Here is a 13,798-nt window from a genome sequence, read left to right as displayed (position 1 = left end):
ATATCCCCCCTCATTTTATGACCAGAAATCCAATGCCTGCTGCAGCTCTTCATAAGAATTGGCTGCCTCAGTCACTGGAACATCTTGCATCACCGCTTCAATCGCTTGAAGCAAGGCCTTCGCTCCTGAAACAGCGCCTGCTGGATGTCCATAGATTCCGCCGCCTGCCATCAATATCGTTTCATTACCTAGTAAATCCATCAAATATTCGATCGTTCCTGGATGAACGCCGCCAGCAACAGTTGTGAAAGCTGTCTCGATGCCTTTCATTGGTGTTGACAATGCACTATGTGTTTCCACAAATTCATTTGTTGCAAGCCCGAAACGACCGCTGTCTGGATAAACCAACGGCATATCCATACCGATCAACCGCGGCAGCTTCCCGCAAGCTAATGCTGCTGACATTCCATTGTTTTCCGCTTTATAATAAGCACCGGCACCAGCACAGTGTCCAAAGATCGGGATCTCGATTTTCTGAGCTTTCAGATAACGCACCAAGTCTTCTGTTGCCCCCCAGCCTAATGCGTTGTAATTAACCATCAATGAATTGGCACCTGCTTCGATAGCCATTTGTGCACGCTCAATAATATTTTGTCCGGTGATATTGACTGCATATAGAGTCGATTTGTCTTTGCCGACATCTTTTAAATAGTTCATGACCGTCTTCACTCGATCGACCATCGGTGAGTATTCTGGATCACTTAATAATTCATCGTCCTTAATGACATCTGCTCCGCCTAAAGCTGCGTTTGCTGCGCCTTGTGCACTAGCTTCTGGCGGTACACCGATACAAGGCTTTAAGATCGCGCCAACCAATGGACGATCTGTGACGCCTAATTTCTTACGGATTCCGCTGACACCCAATAAAGGTCCAGTAAATTCTTTTAACAGCGTTTCTGGAAATTCCACATCGACTAACCGAATCCCGGCTTGTCCCAAAACGTTACCAGCTACGGTACTGATCACCATTGCCATGTAAGGCTGAAAATTCGTGATTGGAAAAGCGATCCGAGCAACACAGGAGATCCCATCAGACATAGGATAGATACCTAACACCTTCGCGCCGTATTTTTCAATCACTTCTGGTGTTTCGCCCTCTACATGAGTCCACGTCCCTGCACTTTGATCGCCAGCAACTAATTTCACCCAATCATAAAGATCCGGTTCGTTTTCCGAACGCATATAATACGTCGCAATCAAAAAATCCTGCCCTAACCCTTCCGCCATCTTCAAAGTTTCAAATTTCATTCTTCTCCTCATCTCTTTTCAAAAATTTATAGATCAAAGACGGTTCCGAATCGAAACCGTCTTCTACTAATTGTCTAAGTATTCAATGACTTGGTTTCTTTCTGTGCATGCTGCCAAATTTTCAACCATTTGTGGATTCGCGACAACATTGTAGATGTTGCCGAATAAATGACTCGTTTCTTCTGTAAAGGCCAGCATCAAAACCACTTTAGCTTCAAGGCCATTTCCCCAAGGTATCGGAGACTTAGGAATCAATACAGCTATTTGCGGTCGCTTCACCTCGGAAAAATACCCATGTGGAATAGCTACTCCCATCTCTAAAACAGTTGGCACCATTGCTTCACGTTCCATCACGGTCTGCTGAAAGCTCTCCTTCACAAAATCAGCCGTCTGTAATTTTTCACATAGAAATTGAATTGCTTCTTCTTTTGTCGTTAGCGCTTCTTGTAAAAAAACCAGCGACGGCTGAAATAATTGAGGAGAATCACTGCTCAATTGTTTTTGACGATTCTTCACTTGTTTTAAAAATTGATTGATCGCCGATTTTGATTGAATATCATTCATTAGGATAATGGGGATATCCTGTATCTGTACTTTAAATGAACCCGCGATACCGATAATGTCGTACTGTTGTGCCGTCGCTTTAATCTGTTCTTCCATGCTTTGTTCACTCAGCAAGCTTAAAAAGACAAATTTTACATTCGCCGATATTTCCAGTATGGCTTCCTCCAAATGCTCAAAGAGATATTGGGCACAGCCTTGCCCAGTTAAACAAAAGCAGATAAACGCCTCAGGTTTAGGTGAATGACTTCGCTTCCTAAGAACCACACTTTTCTTTTGTTCTACTAAGGAATCTGCTACTTCATCTAGGTTCATATCGATCAATTGGGTTTTGCGGATCGCATCAAGCACCATCAGCGTATCGACTCTAGTCACGGTTCGAACATTGATTCCCAGCTCTTCCGCGATCTGATCACCAAATGTTTCCGGCGACCCCATGTCTACTAAGATCAATACCCCGCGGCCCTGATTATTCTGCTTCACCAGCTCCAATAGCCGGCTATAGATAAAACGCGGGCTTTCATCCAAACTAATGCATAGCGCTGCTAAGTGTGAATTCCCCATCAGTTCATTGGCAACAGCGACCATCTCTGCAGCTACCTTTCCATGTGTGACAACGATCGTCCCAATATTCTTTCCCATTTTGACCTTTGCATCTGTTGTTGCGGATAAATACATCGCGATAAAGCCAATTTCTTCATCAGGCAGCGGCATCCCGATATACTGCGGCGCCAGCTCGGCCATTTGATTGGCGATCTTAAATTGTTTCGGATAATGCTTTTTAACATTCGCCAAATTGGGATTCATGATTCCTTCACCGCTGCGAATACGTTGGATCGAAGCATTAAAGTGGGTCGCCAAGCAAAACAGCAGAGTCGGGTCCATTTCTCCTAATTCCTTTTCTGCAATCTTTAGCATCTCTTCAGCCATTTGAACCAAATCTTGCTCTACAATCGTTTGAATGTTTTCTTTCAACTGTTGAACCTGTTTTCCATTTTGAATCGTCGTGATATACCGTGAAATTTTCTTTTCAATCAATTTCCAAATCGTTGAATCGATTTCTTTTTCAGTTAAATAATTTCCCTGCAATTTTACATATTCTGTATCAATAATCCGATACAAGCCTTCGGAAAACTCATACGGATCATTAACCGGCTGGGTTGGTACATTGATCTTATCGGTTGGATAAACGATCAGGTCCTTTGCTGAAAAATGTTTTAGCTCCCGCGATATTTCTTGATCCTCGGGTAATGCATTCAATACGAGTGTTTCATTGTCAATGATAATTCGTGAGCCGCTGTCAGTTTGGTGCATACAGGCTAAATATCCCTTCGCACAAGCTACTTGAATCTTGCTGCGAAGTTCTCCGATATTCCCTGGATAACGTAAGAGCAATAAGCTTCTGACGGCCTCTGCTTTAATTATGATCTCCCGTTTGACTCGAATCGATTCTTGACGGAAAAAGGTTGTGATAATATCATATTTTTCATCGATTCCCCGCGCAGATAAGGGGGGGACTGTGATTACCATCGGAATTCTGCGGCGAAAAGTATCTAATAAACTGGTCTCGATATCTTCTGTTGTAGCAGCAATGATCATGACTTGAGCTTTTCGCAAATCCCGATCTCCCAGACGCCGATAGACCCCCTTATCGATTAATTGAAACAGCATTTCTTGTCCATCCGGCGGCATGCGATGAACCTCATCTAGAAAGAGAATTCCTTGGTTCGCTTGATCAATCAATCCTTCTCGGTTAGCTTCCGCACCTGTAAACGCACCTTTTTTGTAGCCGAATAGCTGTGCCGTCAACAACTGAGGATTTTCTGCATAATCCGCACAGTTCAACTCCACGAATGGAATCTTCTCACTTTCTTTATTGTTCACCATAAATTTGTACATAGCTTCCGCTAAGATACTTTTCCCAACACCTGTTTCTCCCACAATCAAAGTATGTAGTCCAATTGGCGGATACATCGCAGCTGCTTTTGCTTGTTCCACTTGCATACTCAAACTTCGTTGCGAACCGATGATTCCCGTAAACGCATCTTCTTTTTCTTCTTGAACAGCCGTTTTCTTAGTATTTGCTAATAGGTCATTTTGTTCCATGAAATTGATCGTGCTGTTTAACGTGATTCGATAGCCTTTTTGCACTAACTCTTTTGTTAGCTGTGTCATATTTAATTCAGAATCCGCTTTCAAAATAGTCTGAATATCTTTTAATAGAACACTTTCGCGGCGTTCTCTAGAATTCTCTATTCCTTCATTCTTACGTAACGAAGTCACTTTGCTTCGAGAAGTCTCTAATAATTCAGCAAGTTCCTGATCTGTCAATGGATTTTTAGGGTCTTCTGCTTCCAAGAGACGAAGCATGTGTGTCAATTCCGCTGATTTCATCCGTTTTCCCTCCTTAAACAGATTTCAACAACGATAAAATAAACGTTGTAGTTTATTTCATCGTACTATGAAGTACCCTGCTGAATAAAGTTCTATTTCAGTATAAACATTGTGATTTTAGAACTTCACGAAGCCCAAGAGGTCTAGGATCTTATACAATATGAAGGTGATAGGATTCCCTCCTTCAGACAAACTACTGATTAACGATGTCCCCTCTGGCAATTCAGACCCAACGATTTTAGCAATCTCTGTATGCGCGCCGGCCATCGCTGTTGCACACCAGAAATAAATCGCAAAAACAACCATTGCGGCTAAACAAATATGCAGAATATTTTCCTTAGCATAAGCCGTAATCCCAATAATGAACCACGGTACTGCCACCAAAGAAGCTGTCGCAAGCATCCGATTTCCTGGAATGATGGACATGAACGTTACGATTGGCGTCATAATTAAAATCGCCGACATAGTTGCAGGATTTCCCATGATCGTTGATGCATCAATCCCAATCCAAACTTCTCGACCCTTCATGTATTTCGCGGTAAATTCTTTCGCCTGATCAGAAATTGTAATTAAGCCTTCCATCATGATCTGAATCATTCGCGGCAATAGAATCATTACAGCTGCCATATTAAAACCAAGTAGTAATACCTTCCGTACATCGTATCCAGCGATCACTCCAATTAACATCCCTAAAACCGCACCAATCACAATTGGTTCACCAAATATTCCCATCCGGCGCTGCATGGTTTCTGGGTCTGCCTTAATATCTTTAATGACTGGAATTTTTTGTAATAATTTCACCACTGGAATACCAATCATTGCTGGCGCGATAATAGCTCCTGTCGGCCAAGAACAACCAGGGATTCCATAAAATTCTTGATACTTCGGAGCCACAGTATCCGCCCACTTCAACGAAACGGCCATATAAATGCAGGCTGCTAAAACAGTAAATACGACATTACCAGTCGCTCCGTAAATCAACGCCGCACAAGCCGCAAATGACCAATAATTCCAAAAATCTACCATGAGTGTCTTGGTGAAGCGTAAGAATATCAAAGCAATATTCGTCGCAATCAAGGCAATAATGACCATTCCGGAAGCTGGCTGCCCCCACGCCATTCCCATGAGTCCCCAGCCAACGTCCACAACATCGAGGTTCCAGTGCATCCGCTCGACCATCGCCATCGTTGCCGGTGACATCTGTGCGATCAGCATATCTACAATTAAATTCAATCCAATAAAACCAACCGTCGCTGTTAACGCTGAACGAACCGCATCACCGATTTTCAATCCTAAAACTAATCCGATAATTAAAAGTGCCACACAGAGAATCCCGTTACTGCCGAGTCCTGTAAACCATTGAAATCCCTTATTAATTGCATCAAACATCGATTTCCCTCCATTCTAAATAATTTCCCTCATTTTTTACTCCTCTTACTCAGCCGTAAGAATCTGCCGCATTTCTTCTAAGGCTTCGTCTTTTCCAATTCCCGAAATAAAAGGTACCCCGTTTACTTTTGGCGCATTCAATTCAACCGTTACAGGTGTCATCAACAAATACATATCAGGCTTCATCGTACTCAAAACCGTTTTTAATTCCGTTGCTCTCCGTTTATTCAATTTGACATTAATCCCCAACTCTCGAGCTAATTTCTTCACCTCATTTTCTCCTGCAGTTGACGTCGCAAAACCTGCCCCGCACACCACTACAACAATTTTTTCATCAGCCATTTCTAAAAACTCCTTCCTCATCTTTAGTTTTATCTTTTTTGTTCGCGCTTTGAGAATTCCTTGTGCAGAATTCCCTCAATTTTCTCGGTTGTTTCCGCAACTAATAATGTATTTACTAATTCTGAATCTTGGATAATTTCCATTACATCTTTGATCATATGCAAATGTTCATCATTAAGACTAGCAGCAAGCATAAAAACAACTTTGACATCTAATAGACACTCGGGATCTTCCATACTTGAAAATTTGACACTGTTTCGCAAAACTGCCACACCAATTCCCGGCTTATAGACATGCGAGCGTTCGCTATGAGGAATGGCTATCGGCACCGGCATAGTAGGAACGCCCGTCGGAAAGTCTTTTTCTCTTTCTAACACAGAAGCACCATAACAAGGTTCGACCATCCCATATTTTGCCATCTCAGCGGCTAGTAAATGAATGAGTTGATCTCGATCGGTTTCATCGGAGATCATTGCGTGAATTTCATTTTTACTAAAAACCTGATTTTCAGTAGTTGCTTTATCCAAAGCCTACACCTCCTTTTTATCGATAACTACTTAGTTATTTATGGGATGATGACACCTTTAATCATTTTTCCAGCTCGCATATCCGCAAAACCTTGAGCCAAATCTTTTAACTCATATTTATGAGTAATAAATTTTTTTGAATCCAGCTGCCGATTCAGGACCAGATTCAATGCTTTTCGATTGATCTCCGGCGAATAAGCAGAAGCCCCGTATACCATGATCTCCTTATAATGGATCGCATTCGTATCTAGCAGCTTGGCACTAGATGGATGAATACCGCCGAATAAGATAACTTTTCCGCGTTTACGAGCCAAATCAACTGCGTCTGCTTGTGCTTGGCCTGCTGGACAAGCACTGATCACTACATCAGCTCCTTTACCATCTGTTTTTTCCAAAACCAACTCCTTTAATTTAGGATCAGAACTGCTCATAGTGACCACGTTATCAAAACCTTGGCTTCTGGCTAATTCCGCTTTATCCTGATTCATTTCAACAATGATGACTTCTTTCACACCGCGTATCTTCGCAATCTCGCTATGCAAACAACCGATCGTTCCGGCCCCAATCACTACTACTAAATCATCCATGACGATATTGGTATTGATCTGCGCACATAAAACCGAGGAAGCCGTTTCAGCGATCACTGTGTCGATTGGATCAATGTCATTAGGGATCGCATTAAAGCATCCGTTATCGATGATTTCTTTCGGAAAAGCAATATATTCAGCAAATCCGCCGGCTATTCCTTCTGCCGTCCCAATCATTCGAATATTGTCACAGAGGTTTTGAATCCCATTTTTACAGTACCAACATTCCCCACAGACGATCACAGGAGCGATTGATAACCTCGTACCTGCTGGAAACTTAGGGTAATGACTCTCTATTACTTCGGCAACAATCTCATGTCCTGAAATTGCCGGTAAAATTGAATTCTTTGATCCCCCACCATACGTCCTTAAATCTGAACCGCAGATTCCGCAGCCAATCACTTTTACTTTAATTCCATCTGTTGGACATGACGGTTCCTCAACCTCTTCATATCGGACATCATCTGGTCCATATAAAACTTCTGCTTTCATTTGATCACTCCTTTTTATTCTTCACTTAACTATTACGCAAGAACTGTGCCAACAAATTTCAATAAAGGTAATACGCCAGCTAAAGAAAGCGCTATCAACATATTTTACTTTCCCATTTGATCTTTTTTTGTCAAACTTGAAGAATAGGCTAGTTTCAAGTTTGTCGTCAGCGTTTTATTCATTCTTGTTTTGCTAAACAAAAAGAGCCATGGAGAAAGTTCTCCATAGCTCACAAAAAAATACATTCTGTTCTATCCCAACGCTACATCCAAAATCATCATGATAATAAAGCCTGTCATCGCGCCAAATACACCAAAGTGATGCTTACTATCCGTTGTTGCCTGTGCTTCCGGGATCAATTCTTCCACCACCACATAAATCATGGCTCCAGCTGCAAAGGAAAGGGCGTATGGCAGCAAGGGATTAACACTTGTTACCAGAATCGCTCCTACGACAGCTGCGATCGGTTCTACCAGACCTGACGCTTGTCCGTAAAGGAATGACTTCGTCCGGCTCAGACCCTCCTGACGCAAAGGAATCGATACTGCAGCGCCTTCTGGGAAGTTTTGGATACCGATCCCTAATGATACGGAGATCGCCGCTAGAACTGCGGCGGTTGGATTCGCTGCTTCGTTTGCGGCACCGAAAGCGACACCGACGGCCAATCCTTCCGGAATATTGTGCAAGGTAATCGAAAATACCAGCAAAATCGTCCGCTTCAAATGACTGGGCAGTCCTTCTTTTTCTTTGTTCGGTCCAAAGTGCATATGGGGGATTGTTTTATCTGCGATATAAAGAAACAATCCGCCTAAACCAAACCCGAGACTAACCACCAGCCAAGGAATCGATCCGTTCTCCTCTGCCGCTTCGATCGCCGGATCTAACAGCGACCAAAAACTCGCTGCGATCATCACACCAGAGGCAAAGCCCAACATTAGGTTCAGTACATTACGATTGATATTTTTAAAGAAGAAAACTAATGCAGCACCTAACGCGGTCATTCCCCAGGTAAACAGTGTTCCTACCAATGCTTGCTGCCAAGCCGCTAAATCAAGTAGCCATCCAACCATAAGAACCTCCTACTTCCTATTAATCTATTTTTTTCTCAGAAGAATTACCGTTTCGCCATAAGTAATTTGAAGTTACTTAGCAGAACCGATAAATTTGAACTGGTATACTGAAAACGTTTATTTGCTTTAACTTTATCACGTTTTAGGTATACCTGTAAACTTCTTTTGAAGACACTTTCTTTGCTGGTTTTTTTAAGACGCGTTATACTTTTTGAGTAGGAACTTACAAAAAGAAAGTGAGTGAAGAAGATGTCAAAAATTAATGCAGGTGTTGCAATGGTCAACGTTTTGGAAGCTTGGGGAATCGATCATATCTATGGAATTCCCGGCGGATCATTCAACTCCACGATGGATGCCTTGTATCACGAACGTGAAGCCGTTAAATATATCCAAGTGCGTCATGAAGAAGCGGGTGCTTTAGCAGCTGCGGCTGACGCAAAACTTACTGGTAAAGTCGGTGCGGTCTTTGGTTCCGCGGGTCCTGGTGCCAGCCATTTGATCAACGGTCTTTACGATGCGCAAATGGACCACGTCCCTGTTTTAGCTTTACTAGGTCAAGTTGCTTCTACTGCCATGAACTATGACGCGTTCCAAGAATTAAATGAAAATCCGATGTTTGCCGATGTCAGTGTTTATAATCGAACAGTGATGACACCTGAAAGCTTGCCTCACGTGATTGACGAAGCCATTAAAGCGGCTTACCAGCAAAAAGGTGTTGCCGTTGTTACGATCCCAGTTGATCTTGGTTTTGCCGAAATCGAAGAAGAAGAGATCGCAACGGCGAAAAATCATAAAACCGGTGTCCTGCTTCCTGATGAAGCGGATCTGAAGGCGGCACTGCCTTTGATTGAAGCGGCGAAACAGCCCGTGCTTTATATCGGTCAAGGTGTGCGGGGCGGCTTTGATGCGATCAAAGCATTTGCTGAGCATTTCTCAATGCCAGTCGCAGCAGCTGTCTTAGCCAAAGGAATCATCCCTGATCTATATGAGAATTTCTTGGGCTTTGCCGCTCGTGTCGCTACCAAACCAGCTAATGAAGCTTTAGCCGATGCTGATTTGATCGTATTCGTCGGCAGCGACTTCCCATTTGGCCGCTATTTCTTCAATCCGGATGCAAAATTTATCCAAGTCGATATCGACGCTGCTAAATTCGGTCGTCGGCACAATGTCGATCATTCTGTATTAGGTGATGGTGCGACTGCACTGCGCCGCTGGGTCGAACTTGGACAAGCACGTCCTGCGGATGCTTGGTTGAAAGCTAATCAAGAAAATATTCGGAACTGGCATGCTTGGCGCAAGAGCTTCTATAATGATGATTCAACACCGCTACGAGCAGAGCCGGTCTTTAAGGAAATCAATCGGATCGCAGAAAACGATGCGGTGTATGTTGCCGATGTTGGTAATGTTACCTTGAATGCCATTCGTCATCTGGAAATGAACGGCGAGCAGCAATTCACGACCTCTGGCTGGTTCGCAACCATGGGAAATGGTGTGCCAGGCGGAATTGCCGCCCAATTGACCTATCCAGAGAAACAAGTCTTTACCTTCAGCGGAGATGGTGGCTTTGCCATGCAGATGCAAGACATCATCACTCAAGTAAAATACAACTTGCCGATCATCAACGTGGTCTTCTCAAATGAGGCCTTTGGGTTCATCGAAGCCGAACAAGAAGATACTGAACAACAAAAATTCGGTGTTTTCCTTGAAGGTGCCGACTTCGGCAAAGTTGGCGAAGCGCTAGGAGCTGATGGCTTCACGATCACTGAGTACAATCAATTAGAACCCGCTTTCACAGCGGCCAAAGCCAGCAAACGACCTGTCGTGATCGATGTTAAGATCAAGGACGAACGACCTTTACCTGTTGAAGCGCTAGAATTAGAACCAGAAAAATTCTCAGCAGAACAAATCAAGGCCTTCAAAGAAAAATATCAAGTCCACGACATGCCTACTTTGCGTGAACTACTAAAATAGATCGAAAAAAGGTTGTGCCAAATAATTTTGGCGCAACCTTTTTACATTCTCCGAATCGTCTGTTTCGCTTCTAGTTCCAATTGTTTCGTTAAATCCTCCGCCGGCAGCTCGCGATTGACTAAAGCCTGCAAGAGCATCGGCAAATTCACGCCTGTTACTAAAGACTGACGCGAATCATTCACTACACAAAAGCTGGCGTAGCGAAATGGTGTACCGCCAAACATATCTACCAGCCAAACAAGCTCATCAACTTTTGTTAACAACTCTTTGGCGAAATCCTCAATTTTTTCCTGCAGACCTGTAGCTCCCGGCTCGATGTTTAATGTTTCCACACAGCTTTGCTCACCTAAGATGGACTCAGCCGTGTCTAACAGACTGTCCGCTAAATGGTCATGGGTCGCGATAATTATCCCGATCATACTGGCACATCCCTTCAATGCCAAGTCTATCCTATTTTAATTCCCAAGTAAATTCTTAACGGTTGACTTGAAACTTCAGATGTTCCCCGATATAATGCAGAGAGGCTCTGAGCCAATATTGATAAAGTGAGGAAAATCATTGATTACAGTAAGTGACGTTAGTTTACAGTTTCCTGACCGTAAATTATTTGATGACGTAAATATTAAATTCACTCCCGGCAATTGTTACGGGTTGATCGGTGCAAATGGCGCCGGTAAATCAACCTTTATTAAGATTTTAGCAGGCGATATCCAACCTTCTACCGGTTCGGTTACTTTAGGACCAAACGAACGGATGGCCGTGTTAAAACAAAACCATTTTGACTTTGAAGAATATACCGTTCTTGAAACAGTCATCATGGGCCACGAACGCTTATACCAAGTCATGCAGGAAAAAGACGCCATTTATATGAAGGAAGATTTTTCTGACGAAGACGGTATTCGCGCAGCAGAACTAGAAGGCGAATTCGCCGAACTTGATGGTTGGGAAGCCGAACCTGAAGCAGCGGTATTGTTGCAGGGGTTGAATATTCCTGAAGACCTGCACCAAGTAAAAATGAGCGAACTGACAGCTGGTCAAAAAGTGAAAGTCTTGCTAGCACAATCACTTTTCGGCAAACCAGACGTACTCTTATTAGACGAACCAACAAACGGACTAGATATCCAATCAATCAACTGGTTGGAAGAATTCTTGATCAACTTTGAAAATACCGTCATCGTCGTATCCCATGACCGCCACTTCTTAAACAAAGTGTGTACCCACATGGCTGACCTCGATTTCGGGAAAATCAAATTATACGTCGGAAACTACGACTTCTGGTTGGAATCAAGCCAGTTAGCAACAAAATTGCAATCACAGCAAAATGCTAAAAAAGAAGAACAAATCAAAGAGCTGCAAGAATTTATCGCTCGTTTCAGTGCCAACGCGTCGAAATCAAAACAAGCGACTTCTCGTAAGAAAATGTTGGATAAGATTACATTAGATGATATCCAGCCATCTTCACGCCGCTACCCATTTGTTCAGTTTAAACCAGAACGGGAAATCGGGAACGATTTACTGCAAGTCGATAATGTCAGTGTGACGATCGACGGCAAGAAGATTTTAGACAATATCTCTTTCACCTTGAATCGTGACGACAAAGTGGCCTTCATTGCCGAAAGCGACTTAGTAACAACAACCTTATTCAAAGTCATCATGGGTGATCTTAAGCCTGATACAGGAACGATTCGTTGGGGAGTAACGACGAGTCAGGCTTACTTGCCAAAAGATACAACCAAAGAATTCGATAGCAAAATGCCGATCCTTGACTGGCTGCGTCAATATGCCAGCAAGGAAGAAGATGACAACACCTTCTTACGCAGCTTCTTAGGTCGGATGCTGTTTTCTGGCGACGAAGTAATGAAGCCCGTCAATGTCTTATCCGGTGGCGAAAAAGTTCGTTGCATGCTGTCAAAACTGATGCTGTCAAAATCAAACGTCTTAGTGTTGGATGATCCAACCAATCACTTAGACTTAGAATCGATCTCCGCGTTGAATGATGGTCTGATCGCCTATAAAGGTTCGCTTTTATTCGCCTCTCATGACCACCAATTCATCCAAACGATCGCTAACCGCATCATCGCTATTTCTGAAAATGGCGTGGTTGACCGTGCAGAAACAACCTACGATGAATTCTTAGAAAATCCAGAAGTGCAAAAGCAATTAAGTAAATTGTATTAAAAAAAAGCATTCGCGAGAGAAAAAATCGCGGATGCTTTTTCTATTGGGGAAGCAAATTAAATGAATTGAACAAGTTCCATCAAGATCGGTACAACGATCACGAACAAAACGGTACTCGTTGTCACCAAGTTCGTCGCGTATTTAACGTCACCATGCGCCTCATTAGCTAAAATTGGCAATACTGCCAGCATTGGTGTCGCCGATTGTACGATCAAGGTTTGTTTCAACAGCGGTGCGAGGCTTGCTCCAAAGGCATTTGAACCAAGCGCGATTAATGCGATCAAAACAGCTGGTGCCAAGACGAAACGTCCCAGCAAAGCGACGACCGCATCACGGTCAAAGCGAATGCTCTTCAACCCAGCATCGTATAAAACGATCCCGATATAAAGCAGCGATAATGGTGTAACGATGCTGCCTACATAACCAAGCGTAGCATTGATAAAGCTTGGCACAGGAATCCCTACCAATAAGAAGATGATCGCTACGATAAATCCTAATAATGGTGGTGGCAGTAATTTCTTCCAGTTCAATTTGGCTTTGCTTTCACCTTTGACTTTGGTCGGATCATCATTCGAGATTAAGAATACCCCAAAAGCCCAAGTAGAAACGGTGTTCGTCACATAATAAACCAAGAAGTATGGCAAGGATTTCTCACCGAACAAGGCGATGTTTAAAGGCAAACCGATGAAGATCGTATTGGCATTAACTACCGCGTTCATGAATATTCCGCGGCGTCCTGGACGAATCTTCAAAATTTTGACTAGTGCGTAGGCCAAAATATAAGAGATAATAACCGCCCCAACCGGGTAGATCAGGCTGCCCGATAGCTGGAACAAGCTTTCTTTCGTTAAGTTCTTTAGGACTGATACAAAGATGGAGGCTGGCAGCGCCACACGTGTCATCAATGACGAAATACTTTTGCCAAAGCTTTCATCAAACCAACCTTGTCTTTTCAAGATATAACCTAAAGCAATCATAATAATGATGCTTAAAACACTTTGGATCGATTGAAAGAAAATCATCTTTTATTCCTCCCCTT

The 13,798-nt window shown here is 43.1% G+C and carries 11 protein-coding genes; 2 read left to right on the top strand and 9 right to left on the bottom strand.

The annotated features are described in order from the left end of the window. Positions 1 to 15: 15 nt before the first annotated feature. The 7 genes from FFR60_RS06710 to FFR60_RS06680 form a co-directional block, all read right to left on the bottom strand. On the bottom strand, positions 16 to 1,248 hold the full coding sequence (locus FFR60_RS06710; protein WP_137663544.1) for a RuBisCO large subunit C-terminal-like domain-containing protein: 1,233 nt from the start codon (positions 1,246 to 1,248) through the stop codon (positions 16 to 18). A gap of 66 nt (positions 1,249 to 1,314) precedes the next feature. Further along, positions 1,315 to 4,203, bottom strand: a complete 2,889-nt coding sequence (locus FFR60_RS06705; RefSeq protein WP_137663543.1) for a sigma 54-interacting transcriptional regulator — start codon at positions 4,201 to 4,203, stop codon at positions 1,315 to 1,317. Positions 4,204 to 4,320: 117 nt separating this feature from the next. Further along, complete coding sequence (locus tag FFR60_RS06700) at positions 4,321 to 5,592, bottom strand: PTS transporter subunit IIC (RefSeq protein WP_137663542.1); 1,272 nt, start codon at positions 5,590 to 5,592, stop codon at positions 4,321 to 4,323. Positions 5,593 to 5,637: 45 nt separating this feature from the next. Next, positions 5,638 to 5,934, bottom strand: coding sequence for a PTS sugar transporter subunit IIB (locus FFR60_RS06695; RefSeq protein WP_137663541.1), 297 nt, complete (start codon positions 5,932 to 5,934; stop codon positions 5,638 to 5,640). Between the two features lie 29 nt (positions 5,935 to 5,963). Further along, the gene (locus FFR60_RS06690; protein WP_137663540.1) at positions 5,964 to 6,461 is read right to left on the bottom strand and encodes a PTS sugar transporter subunit IIA; all 498 of its coding nucleotides are present in this window, start codon (positions 6,459 to 6,461) and stop codon (positions 5,964 to 5,966) included. A gap of 38 nt (positions 6,462 to 6,499) precedes the next feature. Further along, the gene (locus tag FFR60_RS06685) at positions 6,500 to 7,540 is read right to left on the bottom strand and encodes a zinc-binding dehydrogenase (RefSeq protein WP_137663539.1); all 1,041 of its coding nucleotides are present in this window, start codon (positions 7,538 to 7,540) and stop codon (positions 6,500 to 6,502) included. Between the two features lie 251 nt (positions 7,541 to 7,791). Further along, positions 7,792 to 8,610, bottom strand: coding sequence for a ZIP family metal transporter (locus FFR60_RS06680; RefSeq protein WP_137663538.1), 819 nt, complete (start codon positions 8,608 to 8,610; stop codon positions 7,792 to 7,794). Positions 8,611 to 8,859: 249 nt separating this feature from the next. Here FFR60_RS06680 and spxB point away from each other — a divergent pair, with 249 nt between their 5' ends. Continuing rightward, entirely contained in the window at positions 8,860 to 10,581 is a 1,722-nt protein-coding gene (gene spxB / locus FFR60_RS06675) for a pyruvate oxidase (protein WP_137663537.1), read from the top strand. 41 nt (positions 10,582 to 10,622) lie between these two features. Here spxB and FFR60_RS06670 read toward each other — a convergent pair whose 3' ends face one another. Beyond that, complete coding sequence (locus FFR60_RS06670; RefSeq protein WP_242550872.1) at positions 10,623 to 11,000, bottom strand: PTS sugar transporter subunit IIA; 378 nt, start codon at positions 10,998 to 11,000, stop codon at positions 10,623 to 10,625. A 139-nt stretch (positions 11,001 to 11,139) separates the two neighbouring features. On the opposite strand from FFR60_RS06670, the gene FFR60_RS06665 reads away from it, so the two are divergent. Further along, positions 11,140 to 12,759 (top strand): ABC-F family ATP-binding cassette domain-containing protein, encoded by a 1,620-nt coding sequence (locus FFR60_RS06665; RefSeq protein ID WP_088934012.1) that lies wholly within the window; start codon positions 11,140 to 11,142, stop codon positions 12,757 to 12,759. 56 nt (positions 12,760 to 12,815) lie between these two features. Here FFR60_RS06665 and FFR60_RS06660 read toward each other — a convergent pair whose 3' ends face one another. Further along, on the bottom strand, positions 12,816 to 13,781 hold the full coding sequence (locus FFR60_RS06660) for an AEC family transporter (RefSeq protein ID WP_137663536.1): 966 nt from the start codon (positions 13,779 to 13,781) through the stop codon (positions 12,816 to 12,818). Between the last annotated feature and the right edge of the window lie 17 nt (positions 13,782 to 13,798).

The organism is Enterococcus hulanensis (assembly GCF_005405485.1).
Lineage (GTDB): Bacteria > Bacillota > Bacilli > Lactobacillales > Enterococcaceae > Enterococcus_A > Enterococcus_A hulanensis.
This window is presented reverse-complemented; position numbering and strand designations above follow the sequence as displayed.

Excerpts from the sequence above, each read along its gene's own strand:
- FFR60_RS06710 (WP_137663544.1), bottom strand. The coding sequence starts at position 1,248 with ATGAAATTTGAAACTTTGAAGATGGCGGAAGGGTTAGGGCAGGATTTT.
- FFR60_RS06660 (WP_137663536.1), bottom strand. The coding sequence starts at position 13,781 with ATGATTTTCTTTCAATCGATCCAAAGTGTTTTAAGCATCATTATTATG.
- FFR60_RS06705 (WP_137663543.1), bottom strand. The coding sequence starts at position 4,203 with ATGAAATCAGCGGAATTGACACACATGCTTCGTCTCTTGGAAGCAGAA.
- FFR60_RS06685 (WP_137663539.1), bottom strand. The coding sequence starts at position 7,540 with ATGAAAGCAGAAGTTTTATATGGACCAGATGATGTCCGATATGAAGAG.
- FFR60_RS06695 (WP_137663541.1), bottom strand. The coding sequence starts at position 5,934 with ATGGCTGATGAAAAAATTGTTGTAGTGGTGTGCGGGGCAGGTTTTGCG.
- FFR60_RS06680 (WP_137663538.1), bottom strand. The coding sequence starts at position 8,610 with ATGGTTGGATGGCTACTTGATTTAGCGGCTTGGCAGCAAGCATTGGTA.
- spxB (WP_137663537.1), top strand. The coding sequence starts at position 8,860 with ATGTCAAAAATTAATGCAGGTGTTGCAATGGTCAACGTTTTGGAAGCT.
- FFR60_RS06700 (WP_137663542.1), bottom strand. The coding sequence starts at position 5,592 with ATGTTTGATGCAATTAATAAGGGATTTCAATGGTTTACAGGACTCGGC.
- FFR60_RS06670 (WP_242550872.1), bottom strand. The coding sequence starts at position 11,000 with ATGATCGGGATAATTATCGCGACCCATGACCATTTAGCGGACAGTCTG.